Source organism: Avibacterium sp. 20-126 (genome assembly GCF_044358625.1).
Lineage (GTDB): Bacteria > Pseudomonadota > Gammaproteobacteria > Enterobacterales > Pasteurellaceae > Avibacterium.
On the sequence record NZ_CP091457.1, the window covers coordinates 670,839 to 690,060 of the forward strand.

The 19,222-nt window shown below is 39.3% G+C and carries 19 protein-coding genes and 1 tRNA gene; 13 read left to right on the forward strand and 7 right to left on the reverse strand.

Going from position 1 to position 19,222, the window contains the following annotated elements; all coding sequences use genetic code 11:
* Window positions 1-212: 212 nt before the first annotated feature.
* The 7 genes from mlaF to murA all read left to right on the forward strand — a co-directional run bounded on the left by mlaF (window position 213) and on the right by murA (window position 4,958).
* The gene (gene mlaF / locus L4F91_RS03240; RefSeq protein ID WP_395897238.1) at window positions 213-1,013 is read left to right on the forward strand and encodes a phospholipid ABC transporter ATP-binding protein MlaF; all 801 of its coding nucleotides are present in this window, start codon (window positions 213-215) and stop codon (window positions 1,011-1,013) included.
* The gene (gene mlaE / locus L4F91_RS03245; protein WP_395897240.1) at window positions 1,003-1,788 is read left to right on the forward strand and encodes a lipid asymmetry maintenance ABC transporter permease subunit MlaE; all 786 of its coding nucleotides are present in this window, start codon (window positions 1,003-1,005) and stop codon (window positions 1,786-1,788) included. The genes mlaF and mlaE overlap by 11 nt, the downstream gene beginning before the upstream one ends.
* 82 nt (window positions 1,789-1,870) lie before the next feature.
* On the forward strand, window positions 1,871-2,374 hold the full coding sequence (gene mlaD / locus L4F91_RS03250) for an outer membrane lipid asymmetry maintenance protein MlaD (protein WP_250364297.1): 504 nt from the start codon (window positions 1,871-1,873) through the stop codon (window positions 2,372-2,374).
* A 28-nt stretch (window positions 2,375-2,402) separates the two neighbouring features.
* Complete coding sequence (gene mlaC, locus L4F91_RS03255) at window positions 2,403-3,041, forward strand: phospholipid-binding protein MlaC (RefSeq protein WP_395897242.1); 639 nt, start codon at window positions 2,403-2,405, stop codon at window positions 3,039-3,041.
* A gap of 3 nt (window positions 3,042-3,044) precedes the next feature.
* Window positions 3,045-3,407, forward strand: coding sequence for a lipid asymmetry maintenance protein MlaB (locus L4F91_RS03260; RefSeq protein ID WP_395897244.1), 363 nt, complete (start codon window positions 3,045-3,047; stop codon window positions 3,405-3,407).
* Window positions 3,407-3,664 carry a BolA family protein gene (locus tag L4F91_RS03265; RefSeq protein ID WP_250350651.1) on the forward strand — a complete coding sequence of 86 codons (258 nt, stop codon included), beginning with the start codon at window positions 3,407-3,409 and terminating at the stop codon, window positions 3,662-3,664. Before L4F91_RS03260 ends, L4F91_RS03265 begins: the two co-directional genes overlap by 1 nt.
* Before the next feature lie 16 nt (window positions 3,665-3,680).
* On the forward strand, window positions 3,681-4,958 hold the full coding sequence (gene murA, locus L4F91_RS03270) for a UDP-N-acetylglucosamine 1-carboxyvinyltransferase (protein ID WP_395897246.1): 1,278 nt from the start codon (window positions 3,681-3,683) through the stop codon (window positions 4,956-4,958).
* Between the two features lie 94 nt (window positions 4,959-5,052).
* Here the strand turns inward: murA and ushA are convergent, their stop codons facing one another.
* The gene (gene ushA, locus L4F91_RS03275; RefSeq protein WP_395897248.1) at window positions 5,053-6,711 is read right to left on the reverse strand and encodes a bifunctional UDP-sugar hydrolase/5'-nucleotidase UshA; all 1,659 of its coding nucleotides are present in this window, start codon (window positions 6,709-6,711) and stop codon (window positions 5,053-5,055) included.
* A 182-nt stretch (window positions 6,712-6,893) separates the two neighbouring features.
* Window positions 6,894-7,895, reverse strand: a complete 1,002-nt coding sequence (gene fbp / locus L4F91_RS03280) for a class 1 fructose-bisphosphatase (protein WP_265777299.1) — start codon at window positions 7,893-7,895, stop codon at window positions 6,894-6,896.
* Window positions 7,896-8,045: 150 nt separating this feature from the next.
* Here fbp and mpl point away from each other — a divergent pair, with 150 nt between their 5' ends.
* The gene (gene mpl / locus L4F91_RS03285; protein ID WP_250364303.1) at window positions 8,046-9,410 is read left to right on the forward strand and encodes a UDP-N-acetylmuramate:L-alanyl-gamma-D-glutamyl-meso-diaminopimelate ligase; all 1,365 of its coding nucleotides are present in this window, start codon (window positions 8,046-8,048) and stop codon (window positions 9,408-9,410) included.
* Between the two features lie 182 nt (window positions 9,411-9,592).
* Window positions 9,593-9,802, forward strand: coding sequence for a cold-shock protein (locus tag L4F91_RS03290; RefSeq protein ID WP_250350646.1), 210 nt, complete (start codon window positions 9,593-9,595; stop codon window positions 9,800-9,802).
* A 133-nt stretch (window positions 9,803-9,935) separates the two neighbouring features.
* Here L4F91_RS03290 and L4F91_RS03295 read toward each other — a convergent pair.
* Window positions 9,936-10,012 (reverse strand) — tRNA-Met (locus L4F91_RS03295).
* Between the two features lie 238 nt (window positions 10,013-10,250).
* On the opposite strand from L4F91_RS03295, the gene mltA reads away from it, so the two are divergent.
* The 4 genes from mltA (at window position 10,251) to rlmKL (ending at window position 15,528) form a co-directional block, all read left to right on the forward strand.
* Window positions 10,251-11,360, forward strand: coding sequence for a murein transglycosylase A (gene mltA, locus L4F91_RS03300; RefSeq protein ID WP_395897251.1), 1,110 nt, complete (start codon window positions 10,251-10,253; stop codon window positions 11,358-11,360).
* A complete protein-coding gene (tcdA, locus tag L4F91_RS03305) occupies window positions 11,360-12,133 on the forward strand; it encodes a tRNA cyclic N6-threonylcarbamoyladenosine(37) synthase TcdA (protein ID WP_250364305.1) in 774 nt (257 codons plus the stop codon). Before mltA ends, tcdA begins: the two co-directional genes overlap by 1 nt.
* A gap of 101 nt (window positions 12,134-12,234) precedes the next feature.
* Window positions 12,235-13,257, forward strand: a complete 1,023-nt coding sequence (gene znuA, locus L4F91_RS03310) for a zinc ABC transporter substrate-binding protein ZnuA (RefSeq protein WP_395897253.1) — start codon at window positions 12,235-12,237, stop codon at window positions 13,255-13,257.
* Window positions 13,258-13,389: 132 nt separating this feature from the next.
* Window positions 13,390-15,528 (forward strand): bifunctional 23S rRNA (guanine(2069)-N(7))-methyltransferase RlmK/23S rRNA (guanine(2445)-N(2))-methyltransferase RlmL, encoded by a 2,139-nt coding sequence (gene rlmKL, locus L4F91_RS03315; protein ID WP_250351714.1) that lies wholly within the window; start codon window positions 13,390-13,392, stop codon window positions 15,526-15,528.
* Between the two features lie 131 nt (window positions 15,529-15,659).
* Here the strand turns inward: rlmKL and frdD are convergent, their stop codons facing one another.
* From frdD to frdA, 4 genes are read right to left on the reverse strand one after another with little or no spacing between them, the layout of a single operon-like run.
* Window positions 15,660-16,004, reverse strand: a complete 345-nt coding sequence (frdD, locus tag L4F91_RS03320) for a fumarate reductase subunit FrdD (protein WP_250350642.1) — start codon at window positions 16,002-16,004, stop codon at window positions 15,660-15,662.
* 10 nt (window positions 16,005-16,014) lie between these two features.
* A complete protein-coding gene (gene frdC / locus L4F91_RS03325) occupies window positions 16,015-16,407 on the reverse strand; it encodes a fumarate reductase subunit FrdC (protein ID WP_250350641.1) in 393 nt (130 codons plus the stop codon).
* Window positions 16,408-16,418: 11 nt separating this feature from the next.
* On the reverse strand, window positions 16,419-17,189 hold the full coding sequence (locus L4F91_RS03330; RefSeq protein ID WP_250350640.1) for a succinate dehydrogenase/fumarate reductase iron-sulfur subunit: 771 nt from the start codon (window positions 17,187-17,189) through the stop codon (window positions 16,419-16,421).
* Window positions 17,182-18,981 carry a fumarate reductase (quinol) flavoprotein subunit gene (frdA, locus tag L4F91_RS03335; RefSeq protein ID WP_250350639.1) on the reverse strand — a complete coding sequence of 600 codons (1,800 nt, stop codon included), beginning with the start codon at window positions 18,979-18,981 and terminating at the stop codon, window positions 17,182-17,184. Before frdA ends, L4F91_RS03330 begins: the two co-directional genes overlap by 8 nt.
* Window positions 18,982-19,222 lie beyond the last annotated feature (241 nt).

Below are 19,222 nucleotides of genomic sequence, written 5' to 3' on the forward strand. Positions count from 1 at the left end.
AAATCAAAGTGCGGTATAAATTTTTACAATTTTTTACAAAGTTTATTTTCAGCGAAATTCAGCTAAAAAGGACTAAGTTTGCATACTTTTATTGTATTTTAAGCTTAATTCACCGCAAAATGAATAAAGAAAATAGGAAAACAGCCTTTGACATTCTGCTTGCATCGCATATCATTGCCACATTTTGAATAATACAGGTGAATAAACGTGCTATGGCTCGTTCTTTTGTAGAAGTAAAAAATCTCATTTTTAAGCGCGGTGAGCGTATCATTTATGAACGCCTAAATTTACGCGTTGAACAGGGGAAAATTACCGCCATAATGGGGCCATCAGGGATTGGCAAGACGACATTATTGCGCCTTATTGGTGGACAGCTTTCGCCTGATAGCGGTGAAATTCTCGTTGATGGCAAAGATATTTGTCGAATGTCCCGTGCAGAGCTGTATAAATTACGTCAGCGTATTGGTATGTTATTTCAGTCTGGGGCATTATTTACCGATATGTCTACTTTTGATAATGTCGCTTTTCCGATTCGTGAACATACAACTCTGCCAGAGCAATTAATTCGAGAAATGGTATTAATGAAACTTGAAGCAGTTGGATTGCGAGGGGCGGCAGAGTTAATGCCCTCTGAGTTATCTGGCGGTATGGCAAGACGTGCCGCGTTAGCGAGAACCATTGCCCTTGATCCTGAATTAATTATGTATGATGAACCTTTTACTGGGCAAGATCCTATAAGTATGGGGGTAATTGTCAGCTTAATTAAACGATTAAATGAAGCGTTACAACTTACTTCTATTGTGGTTTCTCACGATGTACAAGAAGTATTAAGCATTGCTGATTATGCTTATATTATTGCGGATAAACGGGTGATTGCAGAAGGAAAACCTGAAGCTTTATTAGCAAGTCAAGATCCACAGGTACAGCAATTTATCCGCGGAGAGGCGGACGGTCCAGTACGTTTTCATTATCCTGCTGGAGACTATATTCAGGAGTTATTTAATGATAAGTGAGATGATTCGCGCACTGGGTCGTAGTGCAATTAATTTCTGTAAAGGGACTGGGCGTTCAGGGTTTATGCTGTGGGGCGCGCTGATTGGTACACCGCAATTGAGAAAACATTTTCCGTTACTTATTAAACAGCTATATGTTTTAGGTGTACTGTCTTTACTTATTATTATGCTTTCAGGCTTGTTTATTGGTATGGTGCTTGGACTACAAGGCTACGTGGTGTTAGTGGATTTTTCTGCTGAAACGAGCCTTGGGCAATTGGTCGCGCTTTCCTTATTGCGTGAATTAGGGCCTGTGGTTACCGCATTATTGTTTGCGGGACGAGCTGGCTCAGCGCTAACGGCTGAAATAGGGTTGATGAAAGCAACGGAGCAACTTTCAAGCCTCGAAATGATGGCAGTTGATCCTCTTCGCCGTGTGATTTCACCACGTTTTTGGGCGGGGGTGATTGCAATGCCAATTTTATCAATAATTTTTATCGCTATTGGTATTTGGGGCGGTTCATTGGTTGGTGTGGATTGGAAAGGCGTTGATGCGGGGAGTTTTTGGTCGGTAATGCAAAACGCCGTAACTTGGAAAACGGATATTCTCAATGGTTTAATTAAGAGTATTTGTTTCGCTATTGCCGTGGTGTGGATTGCTTTATTTAATGGTTATGACAGTTTGCCAACGTCTGAGGGTATTAGCAAAGCGACTACCAAAACCGTGGTGAATGCGTCTTTGGTTGTGCTAGGGTTAGATTTTATTTTAACTGCAATGATGTTCGGTGGAAGTTAATTATTTGACTCACCGAACGATTTCGTTTCATTCAGAAAATCCGTACAATATTAAAGTGCGGTGTAAAATTAAGGTAGTTTTTATGCGACAAACAGCAAAGTATGAATTTTGGGTAGGGTTATTTTTATTGCTTGCCATTGGCGCCTTGGTCTTTTTAGGTTTAAAGGTAGCGAATGTGCAAGGATTTAGCCAAACAAAATCTTATCAAGTTAGTGCAACTTTTGACAATATTGGTGGACTAAAAGTGCGTGCGCCATTAAAAGTGGGCGGCGTGGTAATTGGGCGAGTGACCGATATTGAGCTTGATCCACAAACTTATTTGCCTGTGGTAAAGATAGCAATTAATCAAGAATATAATGAAATTCCTGATAATAGTTCATTATCAATTAAAACCTCAGGTTTATTAGGCGAACAGTATATTGCGTTAAGTATTGGATTTGACGATGGGGAAACCACTAAAATGCTCAAAGAAGGGAGCAAAATTGTGGATACCAAATCGGCAATGGTGTTAGAAGATTTAGTCGGACAATTCCTATATGGAGACAAGAATAAATCTGATGACAGCAAACCTGAAACGCAACAATAATTTCTTTTTTCGTTTTACGGAGGAATCGATGTTAAAACAAACAATGACAAACTGGTTAAGAAAAACATTAGTTATTTTCACCGCACTTTTTGCACTGAACGCAATGGCGGATGATACCCCATATGACTTAATGCAAAAAGCATCAGACAAATTGTTTAGCGATATTGCTAACAGTCAAAGTCAGATTAAGCAAAATCCAAATTATTTAAGAACTATTGTGCGTCAAGATTTAATGCCTTATGTACACGTGAATTATGCTGGTTCATTGGTGTTAGGTCAGTATTTTAAAACGACCACACCAGAACTGCGTACAAAATTTTTCGCTGCGTTTGATCAATTTATTGAGCAATCTTATGCACAAGTTTTAACGCTGTATAAAAACCAAAAAATTGACATTGAAAAACCGAAAAATGTTTCTGATAACCAAATGAGCATTCGGGTGAAAGTGGTACAAAATGGTAATGCGCAGCCGATTAATTTAAACTTCTTTTGGCGTAAAAATAGCAAAACAGGCCAATGGCAAGTCTATGATATGGCAGCTGAAGGCGTGAGTATGGTTAATACTAAAAAACAAGAATGGAGTGCGACTTTACGCAAAGATGGGATCGAAGCACTAACCCAACAAGTGCAAAAAGCGGCGAATGCGCCTGTTACATTGGGTAAATAATCAATGCACAACACATCAGGTTTAACCTCAAGTTTAACTTGGGCATTTGAACAAAATGATGATAAGATAACGCTCCGCTTGACTGGGGCGTTATCCAGAAAAACGTTGTTGCCGTTATGGGAACAACGTTATTCTTTTTTATCAGCAGATAAAATCGCACGCCAGCAAGTTATTTGGGAACTTGCCGATTTAACGCGAATTGACAGCGCAGGTTTTGCATTATTATGTGATTTTCTTCATCATTGCCAAACGCAAGCACAGATGCAAATCATTCAAAATGCACCTGAGCAATTTCTCACGTTGGCTGATCTTTTGGGGTTATCAAAATGGATTGACCCGTTTTTACAACAGAATGGAAAAAATTAATGGAAACGCAAGAAATTGAACAAATTTTAAAAGAGGCTTTAGGGCTTGAAGAAATTTATGTACAAGGCGAGAATGCTCATTTTGGGGTGATTGTGATTGATGATGAAATTGCAGGATTATCAAGATTAAAGCAGCAACAAACCATTTATGCGCCGCTAATGCAATATTTTTCCTCAGGGGAAATTCACGCATTAACTATCAAAACCTTTACCCAAGAAAAGTGGAAGCGTGAGCGTTTACTTAATCCCATTAATTAATTTTTAGGACGTTGTTATGCAAAAATTTCGTGTTTATGGGCAATCTCGTTTAAGCGGAGATGTCAAAATCTCAGGGGCAAAAAATGCCGCATTACCTATTTTATTTGCCGCTATTTTAGCGGAAGAACCCGTTACCTTAACCAATGTACCTGAATTAAAAGATATTGAAACCACACTAAAAATCTTGCGTCAGCTTGGTATGCAAGTAGAACAAAAAGACGGTGGTGTAGTACATTTAGACGGTTCGAAAATTAATCATTTTATTGCACCTTATGAATTGGTGAAAACAATGCGTGCCTCTATTTGGGCATTAGCACCGCTTGTTGCACGTTTCCATCAAGGACAGGTTTCACTTCCCGGTGGTTGTGCCATTGGCGCTCGTCCAGTGGATTTACATATCAGCGGTTTAGAACGCTTAGGGGCAGAGATTAAACTGGAAGACGGTTATGTAAAAGCACATACTAATGGGCGTTTGAGTGGAACACGCATTGTGATGGAAAAGGTTAGTGTAGGGGCAACCCTTTCTATTATGACCGCGGCAACATTGGCAACTGGAACAACAATTATTGAAAATGCCGCTCGTGAACCTGAGATTGTAGATACCGCCGTATTTTTAAATAAAATGGGAGCAAAAATTAGTGGAGCAGGCACGGATACGATTACCATTGAAGGAGTTAAACGTCTTACGGGATGTGAACACGCCGTGGTTGCCGATCGTATTGAAACAGGTACTTTCCTTGTTGCTGGTGCTATTTCGGGAGGGCGTATTGTATGCCATAACACGAAAGCAGATACTTTAGATGCGGTGATCGATAAATTACGTGAAGCAGGTGCAGAAATTGAAATTACTGAAGATACCATCACGTTAGATATGAAAGGAAAACGCCCAAAAGCGGTTAATATTCGCACGATGCCACATCCTGGTTTCCCAACGGATATGCAAGCGCAATTCACCCTCTTAAATATGGTGGCAGAAGGGACAAGTAAAATTACGGAAACTATTTTTGAAAACCGTTTTATGCACATTCCAGAGCTTATCCGTATGGGCGGTAAGGCTGAGATTGAAGGCCATACGGCTATTTGCCACGGTGTAGAAAGCCTTTCAGGTGCGGAAGTAATGGCAACGGATTTACGCGCTTCAATCAGTTTAGTGCTTGCTGGCTGTATTGCCAGTGGTGAAACCATTGTAGATCGTATTTATCATATCGATCGTGGCTACGAACATATTGAAGAGAAATTACGTGGGTTAGGCGCAAAAATTGAGCGTTTTACAGAAAAGGCTATTTCAGAATAAAAAAGAAGTAAATATCCTGTAAGGATGACTTCTTCCATTATCAAATTAATAAAATAGCCAACAATGCGTTGGCTATTTTTTTCCTCGATAAAAACTATTCTTTATAAATAATTCCTTTATTTGCCTCAAAATCAGCGGCTTTAATTGGTGAATGTTCTTGGAAGTATTCTTTTAAGCTATCTGCATCAACAAATCCCGTATTGACATAGGTTGGATTATCAGTAACGACAGGATAGCCATCTCCCCCAGCAGCACAATAACTTGGTAAAGAAACACGATACACTTTATTGAGATCGATTGGTTTTCCTTGAATTTTTACATCAGAAACTTTTTTTGCTTTGCGATCCACCGTCATTGTAATACCGTAAAACTGAGGGTAAGCACCAGAATCGACTTCTTTCAATGCGACTACATTAAGGTAATTGAGCAAATCTTGGCCTTTCATTTCAAAATAACTGATGATATTACCAAAAGGCTGTACGGTCAGAATATCTTTATAAGTTACATCACCGCTATCAATAGAGGTACGAATTCCACCAGAATTCATAATACCAACATCCGCTTTTACACGTTCCGCTTGCGAGCGAGCAATAAGTTGCCCTAAATTTGTTTGATGGAAGCGTACAATATCGCGATCTCCCACTAGGCGATCATCTACTTTGCCCACCACTTGACCAAGCAATTTATCGCCTTGATCTTGATAAGTTTTAAGATGTGCCAGCAAGGCAGGATCAGCTGGAATTTCTTCTTGATACAACACATATTCACTGGTACCGTCTTCTTTTTTCACTTTCTTTTTCAAATTAATTGGTATTAATTGATAGTTTTCTAAAGTGAGTTTGCCATCTTTAAAGGTAAAATCCGCTCGCCCTAAATATTTGCCCCATTCACCAGCTTGCATAATCCAAGTATTTTTCTCAAGTAAAGGTTTACAGCTATCACCCGGTTTAAATTTATCATTAAATGAGCCATCTTCATTCATACAAAGGGTGTCGTGGGTATGTCCACCAATAACAATATCAAATGCGCCAGCAGGTAATTCACGCACCATTGAAACATCACCCGGAGCATTAGAACCATATTTCGCATTAGGATAAAATCCCATATGAGTCAGCGCAATTTTAAGATCGGGTTGTTCATTTTTATCTAATTGTGCTAACACTTTTTTAGCACTTTCAGCAGGGCGTTCAAATTTCACAGCTGAAATAAACTCTGGATTTCCTAATTTCGCAGTATCTTCAGTCGTTAAACCAACAACCGCTACTTTTAAGCCTTGTTTGTCTAACATTGTGTAAGGATGAACAAGCGGCTCTCCCGTTTTTTGATAAAAGACATTTGCAGCTAAAAATGGAAATTTTGCCCATTTTTCTTGCATCTCAAGTAATTGCAACGGGTTATCAAATTCGTGATTACCTAACGTTAATGCCTCATAGCCCATTAAATTTAATGCTTCAATATCGGGTTTTGCATTTTGCAAATCGGATTCAGGTACACCTGTATTAAAATCTCCAGCATTCAATAAAATTACTGAGCCACCTTTTTTCTCTACTTCTGCACGAATACGATCAATCAACGTTTTCTGTGCTGCGAGACCATATTCACCATTCTTATTTTGCCAATAATGACCATGTAAGTCGTTCGTATGCAATACAGTAAAATGGTAAGTTTGATTAGGCTGATAAGCATAAGCAAAAGAAGATAGTGTAAATAGGGAGGTTAAAGCAGAACATTTAAATAATGAGGCTAATTTCATTGTCATTCTCCATTGTTGATTCATTAGCCAACATATTTTAGCGGAAGTTATAGAAAAAAGATCATTTATTTATAAATATAAAAGATAAAAATCTTAAGTGCGGTATTATTTTTTGCTGTTTTTCGCTTATAAAAGGGCAATCACTTTCTAGATAAGTCTTGCCCTTATTAGATATGAAAGAGCTAATTAAATTCGCCCATAAAATCTTGTGCTTTTTCTACCATCTCTTTTGAGCCAATAAAAAGCGGTGAACGTTGGTGTAATTCAGTTGGCTGAATATCTAAAATCCGACTTTCTCCATTCGTTGCCAAACCGCCGGCTTGTTCCGCTAAAAATGCCATTGGATTGCCTTCATAAAGTAAACGAAGTTTACCATTTGGATAATTTGTGGCACTTGGATAAATATAAATACCGCCTTTTAATAAATTACGGTGGAAATCAGAAACTAAAGAACCAATATAGCGTGAAGTATAAGGACGTTGAGTGGCTTTATCTTCTTCTTGGCAGTATTTAATATACTTTTTCACACCTAATGGAAATTTAAGGTATTGCCCTTCATTGATTGAATAAATTTTTCCTGTTGGTGGCATTTGAATATTCTCATGTGAAAGGCAAAATACCCCTAATGAAGGATCGTAAGTAAAGCCATTAACGCCATTACCAGTGGTATAAACTAGCATTGTTGATGAACCATAAACAATATAGCCTGCCGCCACTTGGCGATGTCCGGGCTGTAAAAAATCTGCTAAGGTAACCGGTGAGCCAATGGGAGAAACGCGCTTATAGATAGAAAAAATCGTCCCAACGGCAACATTCACATCAATATTCGATGAGCCATCTAAAGGATCGGTTAAAATAACATATTTTGCATTCCGCCCTCGTTCCGTATCAAAAGCAACAAAATTTTCTTCTTCCTCAGAAGCAAAGCCTGCTACTTCTTCTCGTGCAATGAGAGCTTGTTTCATTGTGTTATGGGCAAATAAATCTAATTTCATTTGCACTTCACCTTGCACATTTTCAACCCCTGAATTACCAATAATATTATTGGTTAATCCTGCTTTATTAATGTCGCGATGAATAACCTTCGCAACCAAACGAATTGAAGAAAGAATACCTGAAAGCTCTCCTTTCGCATTAGGATATTCCGCTTGTTTCTCAACAATAAATTGCCCTAACGTTTTCATAATTTATTCCTATTTTTTAATGAATAAGTTGTACAGTCTAAAAAAGTTGATTTATTATAACTACCCTTTGAGCAAGAGAAATAATCTCTTATTGAGTTTGTGATCTCAGGCACATTTTATTTTCGTTTTTTGTATATAAGAGATAAAAAAATGACACAAAAACATATTCATATTCTTGGAATTTGCGGCACTTTTATGGGCGGTGTGGCAATTATTGCCAAACAAATGGGATATAAAGTAACGGGCTCAGATGTTAATGTATATCCACCAATGAGTACCTTTTTGCAGGAAAATCAGATTGACATTATTCCCAATTACGATCCCGCTCAGCTTGAGCCAGCGCCAGATTTAGTTTTAATTGGAAATGCAATGAAACGGGGCAATCCTTGCGTAGAATATGTGCTTGAGAATGGTTTGCCTTATACCTCAGGCCCACAATGGTTACATGATAATTTATTACGTGATCGCTGGGTGCTTGCTGTTTCAGGTACGCACGGCAAAACGACAACAACCGGCATGCTCACTTGGATTTTAGAGAAAAACGGGTTAAACCCGGGCTTTTTAATCGGTGGTATCGCGGGCAATTTTGGCACTTCAGCGCGTCTAGGACAAAGCCCTTATTTTGTGATTGAAGCCGATGAATATGATACGGCATTTTTTGATAAACGTTCTAAATTTATTCATTACGCACCAAAAACATTAATTATTAATAATATCGGCTTTGACCACGCCGATATTTTTGATGATCTAAAAGCGATCCAGCGCCAATTTCATCATATGATTCGCACCATTCCAGCAAGCGGTCGTATTCTCTCTTTCGCCAACGAACAAAGCGTAAAAGAAACTCTGGAAATGGGCTGTTGGTCTGAACAACAATTTTTAGGAGAAAACCAAGAATGGTATGCGGAACGTATTACCAATGATTGCACCGAATTTTCGGTGTATCATTTTGGTGAAAAAGTCGCAGAAGTGAAATGGAATATTGTTGGTCAGCATAATATGCATAATGCATTAATGGCGATTGCCGCAGCTTATCACGCAGGCGTATCCATTGAAAATGCTTGTAGCGCTTTAGCGAGTTTTATTAATGCAAAACGCCGCTTAGAACTCAAAGGGGAAGTTAATGGCATTAGTGTTTATGACGATTTCGCCCATCACCCCGCAGAAATTCTTGCTACACTAACTGCACTTCGCGATAAAGTTGGCGGTGGAGTGCGGATTTTGGCGGTATTAGAACCGCGCTCTAATACAATGAAAATGGGCGTACATAAAGATGAACTCGCGCCAGCACTGGTTCGTGCCGATCATATTTTTTTATTGCAGCCAGATAACATTCCATGGGATGTGGTAGAAATCGCAAACCAATGCGTCCAACCAGCTAGCTGGACTGGCAATTTAGACAAATTGGTTGATATGATTGTAGCAGAGGCAAAACCAAGCGATCATATTTTAGTAATGTCAAATGGTAGTTTTGGAGGTATTCATCAAAAATTACTCAATAAATTAGCCAATTAAAAAATAAATTGGATTTATTGCAAATAAAAGGTGCTATTTCATCGCGATGCTGTTAGTATGACAACTGCTTTTTTAAGCAGTAGAGATAACAATTAATAATCTGTGGCTATATTTAAAGTTTTTTATTTTATCATCATAATATTATTACGTTATCTAAGATTAGATTTAACTTAGGATTTGAAATGTCTAGAAATAATGGAACCGTAAAATGGTTCAATGAAGCAAAAGGGTTTGGTTTTTTACAATCAGAAGGTGGCGAAGAAGTGTTTGTGCATTTCTCAGCAATTCAATCAAATGGATTTCGCACCTTAAAAGAAGGTCAAGCCGTCGCGTTTGATATTGTTGATGATAAAAGAGGAAAAAAAGCCGAAAACGTCAGTATCATTGCGTAATGCTTTTTAACAGAAACACCGCAACAAAAAGCGCGGTGTTTTTTTATGAAAATTATTTCTAAATCATCTGGTTGAAAAAAATTAAGGAAAAGCGAAATAAAAAAACCGCCGATAAAATCGACGGTTAAGCATTTGGTTGCGGGGGCTGGATTTGAACCAACGACCTTCGGGTTATGAGCCCGACGAGCTACCAAGCTGCTCCACCCCGCGTCTGTGGGAGCGTACTATACGCGATTTTATTTGTAATGCAAGCCTTAATCCTAAAAAAATGTGTTAACTGATATAAAAATCGGCAATTTGCTGTCTTTCAACGCAAAATGTACAAAATTTCTGCCGCACGTTTTTTATCAAAAGAAGAAAGAATATAAAAATCGCTATCACTTTAAGTGATTTTTTGTTATTTTACGCCGTTTCATTGCGAATTATTTTATTAAGGAATCCATTGCGAATGTCAGCAAAAATTTTCAAAAAATGCACCGCACTTTTAGCGATTGCGGTGCTTTCGGCTTGTTCAAGTTCTAATCATTCCAACAAAATGGCAAATTCAAGTAATCACTTGGCAGATCCGAAAATCTTTGGGGCGAAATATGATGGACGTACTTATCAGCAACAATTCTTAATGCCTGTTTCCGCAGTAGAAAATCAAAGTGCGGTAATAAATCAAGGGGATTTTTTAACTCAACTTTCTAATGTACGTCAATATTCTTCTCGCTTAACCAATAAATTTGCGGTGAGTTACGGTAAAGTAACGAATTGGGTGTTATCTGGCGCTAATGTGAATGAATTAGCAAATTTTGGTATTCACCCAATGATAATGAAGGGGCAAGATGGTTATCAAAATGTCTTAATGACAGGATATTATTCCCCAGTAATCCACGCTCGTCGCACACCGCAAGGCAAATATAATCAACCAATTTATGCAATGCCAAGCCCTTCACAAAAACGTGTAAGCCGTGCGCAAATTTATGCAGGCGCACTAAAGGGGAAAGGCTTAGAATTAGCTTATAGCGATTCGATGATCGACAACTTCCTACTTGGTGTTCAAGGTAGTGGTTATGTGGATTTTGGTCACGGTGAATTAAATTATTTCGCTTATGCTGGGCAAAATGGCTTAGATTATGTGGCAGTTGGTCGTTTATTAGTGGAAGACGGTGAAATCGCCAAAGAAAAAATGTCTATTCAAGCTATTAAGGACTGGGCGAAAGCCAATCCTTCTCGCTTACAAGCCTTGCTAGAACGTAATCCTTCTTATGTGTATTTTAAAAATGATCCAACTGGCAAAGTAAAAGGCTCGGCGGGCGTGCCACTTGTGCCAATGGCGTCGATTGCCTCTGATCGTTCTGTTATTCCTTCTGGTTCTATCGTTTTAGTCGAAGTCCCACAAATAGATAAACAAGGTAGATGGACGGGAGAGCATAAACTGCATTTGATGATTGCGTTAGATGTCGGAGGAGCGGTAAAAGGACAACATTTTGATTTATATCGTGGCATCGGTGATGACGCAGGGCATATCGCAGGCTTATCCAAACATTACGGACGTGTGTGGTTATTACAATAATGAGTGAACGCATAGATAATTATGAACAGCGTTTCGGTGGCATTGGGCGACTTTATCGCCCTGCTGCCTTACAACGTTTACGCCAAGCACATATTTGCGTGATCGGCATTGGCGGGGTCGGTTCTTGGGCTGTTGAGGCGCTTGCTCGCTCCGGCATTGGCAAGATCACAATGATTGATATGGACGATATTTGTGTTACCAATATTAATCGCCAAATTCACGCTATTTCAGGCAATATCGGCAAGCTAAAAACAGAAGTGATGGCAGAACGTGTTGCTTTAATTAACCCAGATTGCCAAGTACATATTATTGATGACTTTCTTTCTAGCGAGAATTTAGCGGATTATATCACCGCGGATTACGATTATGTGATTGATGCCATTGATAGCGTCAAAACCAAGGCAGCACTTATTGCTTATTGTAAACGGCAGAAAATTAAAATTATCACTGTTGGTGGTGCGGGCGGACAGACCGATCCAAGCCAGATTCAAATTGCCGATTTAAGTCGAACAATTCAAGATCCTCTCGCAGCAAAAGTGCGGTCAATTTTACGTAAAGATTTTCATTTTAGTCAAAATCCTAAACGGAAATTTGGCGTAGATTGCGTGTTTTCCACGCAACCATTGATTTTCCCACAACAAGATGGAAATTGTGCGGTTTCTGCCACAATGAACTGCGCCAATGGCTTTGGCGCGGCAACAATGATTACTGCTACCTTTGGCTTTTTTGCGGTATCCCGTGTGATTGAAAAATTATTGGCATCTATAAAATAGCTATCTTATTTTTTAATAAAAAAAAAGATAGCTATTTTTAACAAAACGATCTAAGCTAAGTCATCGAATTATGATAATCATTCTTGATAATAGGAGTATATATGACGAAGTTAAACCCGTTTTTTAAACAGACTGCCATTGCAGCCGCATTGCTTTCTTTCTCTACACTAGCTTCTGCAAGTGTGGTTACTTCCATTAAACCATTAGGATTTATTGCCTCTTCCATTGCCGACGGGGTAACAGATACGCAAGTATTAGTTCCAGCTGGTGCCTCTCCCCACGACTATAATTTGAAGCCATCAGATGTGCAGAAATTAAAAGCGGCTAATCTTGTTTTATGGGTTGGCGAAGATGCGGATGCCTTTCTAGCCTCTTCCTTGAAAAAATATATTGATCCAGAGAAAGTGGTTACTATCGCAACATTACCTGACATTACAGCGGATATGCTAGAAAAAGGTGAACACCATCACCATCACCACCATCATGACGGCGAAGAACACGAACATGAGCATGAACACGATCACGAACATACCGCCGACAGTGATCATCACAAACATAACGATGTGCATGAACATGAACATCATCATGATAACGATGAAAATGCCCATTTAGAAACAAACTGGCATATTTGGTATTCGCCACAAATTAGCCAAGTTGTGGCAAAAGATTTTGCGGCAAAATTAATTCAACAATATCCTGATAAAAAAGCACTTATTGAGCAAAATCTTGCACAATTCGACCGCACTTTAACGGCGAAAAATGAAAAAATTAAACAACAACTTGCCCCCGTACAGAAAAAAGGATTTTATGTTTTCCATGATGCTTACACCTATTTTAATAAGGCTTACGGCTTAAATCAGGTGGGGGCATTTACGATTAATCCATTAGTTGCTCCGGGTGCGAAAAAATTGGCTCATATCAAAGAAGAAATTGAAGAACATAAAGTCGGTTGCTTATTTGCAGAGCCACAATTTACGCCAAAAGTGATTGAAACATTACATAAATCGACGGGCGTTAATGTGGGGCGTTTAGATCCGATGGGCGATGCGGTATCATTAGGTAAAGATTCTTATGCGAATTTCTTACAATATACTGCTGATAGTTATTATCGCTGTTTAAAATAAATTACCTTCCTACTCAGAGCGAACGCCTTGTTCGCTCTTTCTTTTAGATAAAAAACAGAATTAAAATCGACCGCACTTACTGGCTTTGCTATAATCTGCCCATTACGCTTTGAAAGTATCAATGAATTTATGATGAAAAAATTATTTGCCACCACCGCGCGTGGCTTTGAAGAATTATTAAAAACCGAACTCCTCGAACTTGGCGCACAAGAATGTCAAATCGCACAGGGAGGCGTGCATTATTTATCTGACGAGGAAACCCTTTACCGCACGCTCTTATGGTCAAGGCTCAGCTCACGTATTTTACTGCCTTTGGTACAAAGTAAAATTTATAGCGATTTAGATCTTTACTCTACGGTAATTGGGCAAAATTGGTTAGATATTTTTGATGAGCGTTGCCAATTTGTTGTGGATTTTAATGGCACTAACCGTGAAATTCGTCATACGCAATTTGGTGCAATGCGCGTGAAAGATGGCATTGTCGATTATTTTGAACGACAAGGCAGAGCGCGCCCAAGTGTGGATAAAGACAACCCTGATATTCGCATTCACGCCTATTTAAATCGTGACGATTTTATTCTTTCTCTTGATCTCAGTGGCAATGCCTTACATTTGCGTGGCTATCGTGAAGATACAGGGGCAGCACCATTACGTGAAACCTTAGCCGCAGCCATTGTATTACGTTCAGGTTGGCAACAAGGCACACCTTTGATTGATCCAATGTGTGGTTCAGGCACATTGCTCATTGAAGCCGCCCAAATGGAAGCCAAAATTGCACCGCAGTTACACCGCTTACATTGGGGTTTTGATTTCTGGAAAGGGCATAATCCGCAAGCTTGGGAAAAAGTGAAAGAGGAAGCCATTGCCCTTGCCCAACAAGGTTCACAACAAGCTCAGCCCCATTTCTATGGTTTTGATTTAGATCACCGTGTATTACAAAAAGCACAACGAAATGCCCAAAATGCAGGTGTTGCTCATTTAATTCAATGGAAACAAGGGGATATTGCCGCACTAAAAAATCCAACGGAAGAAAAAGGCACGCTTATTTGCAACCCACCTTATGGTGAGCGTTTAGGGACAACACCAGCATTAATTGCGCTTTACTCCGTGTTTGGGCAACGTTTAAAACAGCAATTTGGCGGTTGGAATGCCTCCGTTTTTAGTGGTGAACCTGCATTACTTGATTGCCTACGCTTACGTTCTCACCGTCAGTTTAAAGCAAAAAATGGCCCACTAGATTGCGTACAGAAAAATTATCAAATTGCTGAAACTGCCCAACAAGAAAGTGCGGTACAAAATCTGCAAGAATTTTTCCCTCAACATCAAGGCGTTGCACAAGACTTCGCCAATCGCTTACAAAAAAATATCAAGAAAATCGAAAAATGGGCAAAACAGCAAGGCATTAACGCTTATCGCTTATATGATGCGGATCTGCCAGAATATAATATTGCCGTGGATCGTTATGTCGAGCATATTGTGGTGCAAGAATACGCAGCACCGAAAAATATTGATGAGAATAAAGCGCGTCAGCGTTTGCTTGATGCCGTAACCGCCACCCTTGCTGTAACAGGCGTGGAAACCAATAAACTCGTGTTAAAAGTTCGCCAAAAACAAAAAGGGACAAATCAATATGAGAAATTGGCGAACAAAGGGGATTACTTCTATGTTGAAGAATACGGCGCAAAATTGTGGGTCAATTTAACGGATTATTTAGATACGGGACTGTTTTTAGATCACCGCTTAACACGCAAAATGGTGGGTGAAATGGCAAAGTGCAAAGACTTTCTAAATTTGTTTGCTTACACAGGCTCCGCGACGGTTCACGCTGCCTTAGGGGGGGCGAAATCGACCACTACCGTAGATATGTCTAACACTTATCTGAACTGGGCAGAACAAAATTTAATGCTTAATGATATTGAAGGTAAACAGCATAAATTAATTCAAAGTGATTGTTTACAATGGTTAGAAAAATGCGATCGTCAATTTGATCTGATCTTTGTTGATCCACCCACTTTTTCCAATTCTAAACGAATGGAAAACAGCTGGGACGTGCAACGCGATCATCTTCAATTATTCACTCATTTAAAACGGATTTTACGTTCCAATGGCACAATTGTATTTTCTAACAATAAGCAAAAATTCAAGATGGATTTTGACGGTATGGCTGCACTCGGATTAAGTGCGGTAGAAATTTCTGCCAAAACTTTACCACTGGATTTTGAACGCAATAAACACATTCACAATTGTTGGTTAGTCACATTGACAAAATAAAGCCATTAAATATTGGCGTAGTACTGTATGGACTTGCCTTGCTTTATTTCAAACTTACATAGCAAAAAATCAAGCAATAATAAAAGACCTTTTCAATCGAAAAGGTCTTTTGTTTCTCTATCACAATGAATTTAAATATGCCATACAGCGAAAAGCGTCAGTAATGAAAATAATCCGGCAAGTCCATAAAAAATAAATCCAGCTGCAGGAATATGTACTTTAAAATCGTGTAAACCTAGATGGACACGATGAATACCACACCACGCTGGGAAAATTAATAAGGCAAGAATAATTAATTTTCCGATCCAAGTTCCAGCAAATGCAATAATATTTTCTGGCGAAACTAACCCAAAAGGGAGTAAAAAGCCGAAAATCAGTACAAGAACGGGAAAGAATACCGCACTGATTGCGCCACCTGCACCAAATAATAGCCATACAGCAGGTTCATTAGAACGTTTTGGATTTTGTTTGTTCATATGCTCATTCCTATACTAAGATTAAGACAATAATACTCACCAATGCAGTGATCGCCCAGAAAATGCGAGAAAGTAATGTCGCATTGATACGCTCATTTTTTACAATGATATTTACCATCTGAGGAGCCATATTAAAAAATGTAAAGCTATTTAATAACACGGCACCAAGCGTGATGATGTTCAATATCACAACGACGGGATTTTGTAAAAAATGAATAAAGTTGGTTGCAAAAGTTCCATTTCCTAAAGAGATTAACCCATAGAATAGTTCTAAACAAAACCAAAGAGTAGGAACTGCAGTGCTTTCGCGTAATACATAAAATTTGTAAAAATCTAACTTTTTCCACCAAGTTGGCGTGATTTCACGCACATATTTTTTGCGTTTGCTTGCGGTTGCTGTCATTTTACTCCTCCTTAGTTTTGTGGTTTTAACATTGCCAAAACATAATCTTTTGCACTTTCGATTTTGCCTTGGTTAACAGCGGAGGCTGGATTAACGTGTTTTGGACAAACTTCTGAGCAGTAACCCACGAATGTGCAGCTCCATACCCCATTATCCCCATTCAGAATTTTCATCCGTTCTGCTTTGCCGTGATCACGGTTATCAAGGTTATAACGATGAGCAAGTGTAATCGCAGCTGGACCTACAAATTCAGGATTTAAGCCAAATTGTGGGCAAGCTGCATAACATAGCCCGCAATTAATACACATTGAGAACTGGCGATATTTCTCTAATTGTGCGGGTGTTTGTTTGGTTCGACTTTTTGCCAATTCAGCAGATGGATGCGGATTACCATCTAGTGGTGGCGCTTCATTACCAATAATATAAGGTTTAATACTTTCTAGACTTTCAATAAAGTGGCTTAGATCAACAACAAGATCCCGTTCAATTGGGAAATTAGCCAACGGTTCAATACGCATATGTCCACTGTAATCACGCAAAAATGTTTTACAGGCAAGTTTAGGTTTATTATTGACCATCATTCCGCAAGAACCACAAATTGCCATACGGCAAGACCAACGATAAGACAGTTCAGGCTCAAGTTTGTCTTTAATATAGCCAAGCGCATCAAGCAATGAAGTTTGGCTATCATAAGGCACTTGATAGGTTCTTAAATAAGGTTCTTTATCTTGCTCTGGGTTATAACGCAGAACTTCAACATTCATAATCGCTTGATTAGCCATTTGCTTGCTCCTTAGCTTTTGCAGCTGCTTCTTGAGCTTCTGCTTCCGCACCATAAACACGTTTTGCAGGTTGAGATTTTGTGATTTTTACTGGGCTATATTCAATGCGAGGCGCACCTTCTGCATTATAGAAAGCTAAGGTGTGTTTTAAATAATTCACATCATCACGTTCTGTATAGTCTAAACGTTGGTGAGCACCACGAGATTCTTTACGTTCAATCGCCGAATTAGCGATAGATTGTGCAACATCTAAAATATAGCCAAGTTCAACAGTATAAAGCACATTGGTGTTGAAGACACTTGAGCGATCGGCAATACGAATCCGTTTATAACGTTCTTTTAGCTCTGCAATTTTATCAACTGTTTGTTGCATACTTTCTTGAGTACGATAAATACCGCAACCTTCTTCCATTGAATCGCCCATCTCATCACGAATTTGTGACCAAGATTCTGTACCTTCTTGGTTATAAAGATCTTCTAAACGTTGTACTACATCTTGTGCTTGTGCATTGACTGCATTTTGGTTTGCAGGGCTTGCTTCACTTGCGCGTTGAGCAGCATATTCCCCAGCAACACGTCCTAGCACAACAAGTTCCGCTAATGAATTTGAACCTAAACGGTTCGCCCCATGCAAGCCTGAAGAAGCACATTCACCCACAGCAAATAAACCTTTAATGCGAGTTTCACTGTTGAAATCCACTTCAATCCCACCCATTGTATAATGCACAACAGGACGCACGGGAATAGGTGCTTTAGCAGGATCAACGCCTTCATAAGCATTAGCGAGTTCACAAATAAATGGTAAACGTTCGTGCAAATATTTTTCACCTAAATGGCGTAAATCAAGGTGAACCACATCTACCCCTTTTTCCGTTTTTAAGGTATTGCCTTTACGCCATTCTTGCCAGAATGCTTGCGACACTTTATCACGCGGACCTAATTCCATATATTTATTTTCAGGTTTACCAATTGGTGTTTCAGGGCCTAAACCATAATCTTGCAAATAGCGATAGCCATCTTTATTGACTAAAATGCCCCCTTCACCACGGCATCCTTCAGTCATCAAAATCCCCGTATTTGGTAAACCTGTTGGGTGATATTGCACAAACTCCATATCACGCAATGGCACACCGTGACGATATGCCATTGATAATCCATCACCCGTTACAATACCGCCATTTGTATTAAAGCGGAACGCACGGCAACCGCCACCAGTGGCGATAATCACCGCATTTGCATTGATTTGTACCAATGTGCCTTCCATCATATTCATTGCCACCATACCACGCGCGTGACCATCATCAACCAGAATATCTAACACAAAATGTTCGTCAAAGCGTTGAATTTGTGGGAATTGCATTGAAGTTTGGAAGAGGGTATGTAACAAGTGGAAGCCTGTTTTGTCGGCAGCAAACCAAGTACGTTCAATTTTCATTCCACCGAAACGGCGCACATTCACATCACCGTCTTGTTTACGACTCCAAGGACAGCCCCAGCGTTCTAACTGCGTCATCTCAACAGGGGAATGTTCTACAAAGTATTCCACCACATCTTGTTCACATAACCAATCGCCTCCTGCTACAGTATCGTGGAAATGTTTTTCATAAGAATCTTCTTCCTTGATCACGGCAGCCGCGCCTCCTTCGGCAGCGACAGTATGGCTACGCATAGGGTAAACTTTTGAAACTAAGGCAATTTTAAGGTTTGGATTTGCCTGTGCTGCTGCAATTGCTGCTCGTAAACCACCGCCACCAGCGCCAACAATTGCAATATCGACATTAACAGTTTGCACGATTTCCTCCAATATAAAGTAGATGAAATTTATTAGGGTGAGTTTATTTTGCCACGCTTTTATAAAATAAATCAGACTTTTTTATCAAAAAATGCGAGCAAAGCTTCAAAGTGTGATCTAACTCAAAAAAGTTAGAGAGAATCCTCTAGCTTAATGAGAATTTTTCTCTTTTAGAATGAATACATTGCGTAAAAATAACTCATCTTGTTGAAAAATTTCAGGTAAAATAACCGCACTTTTC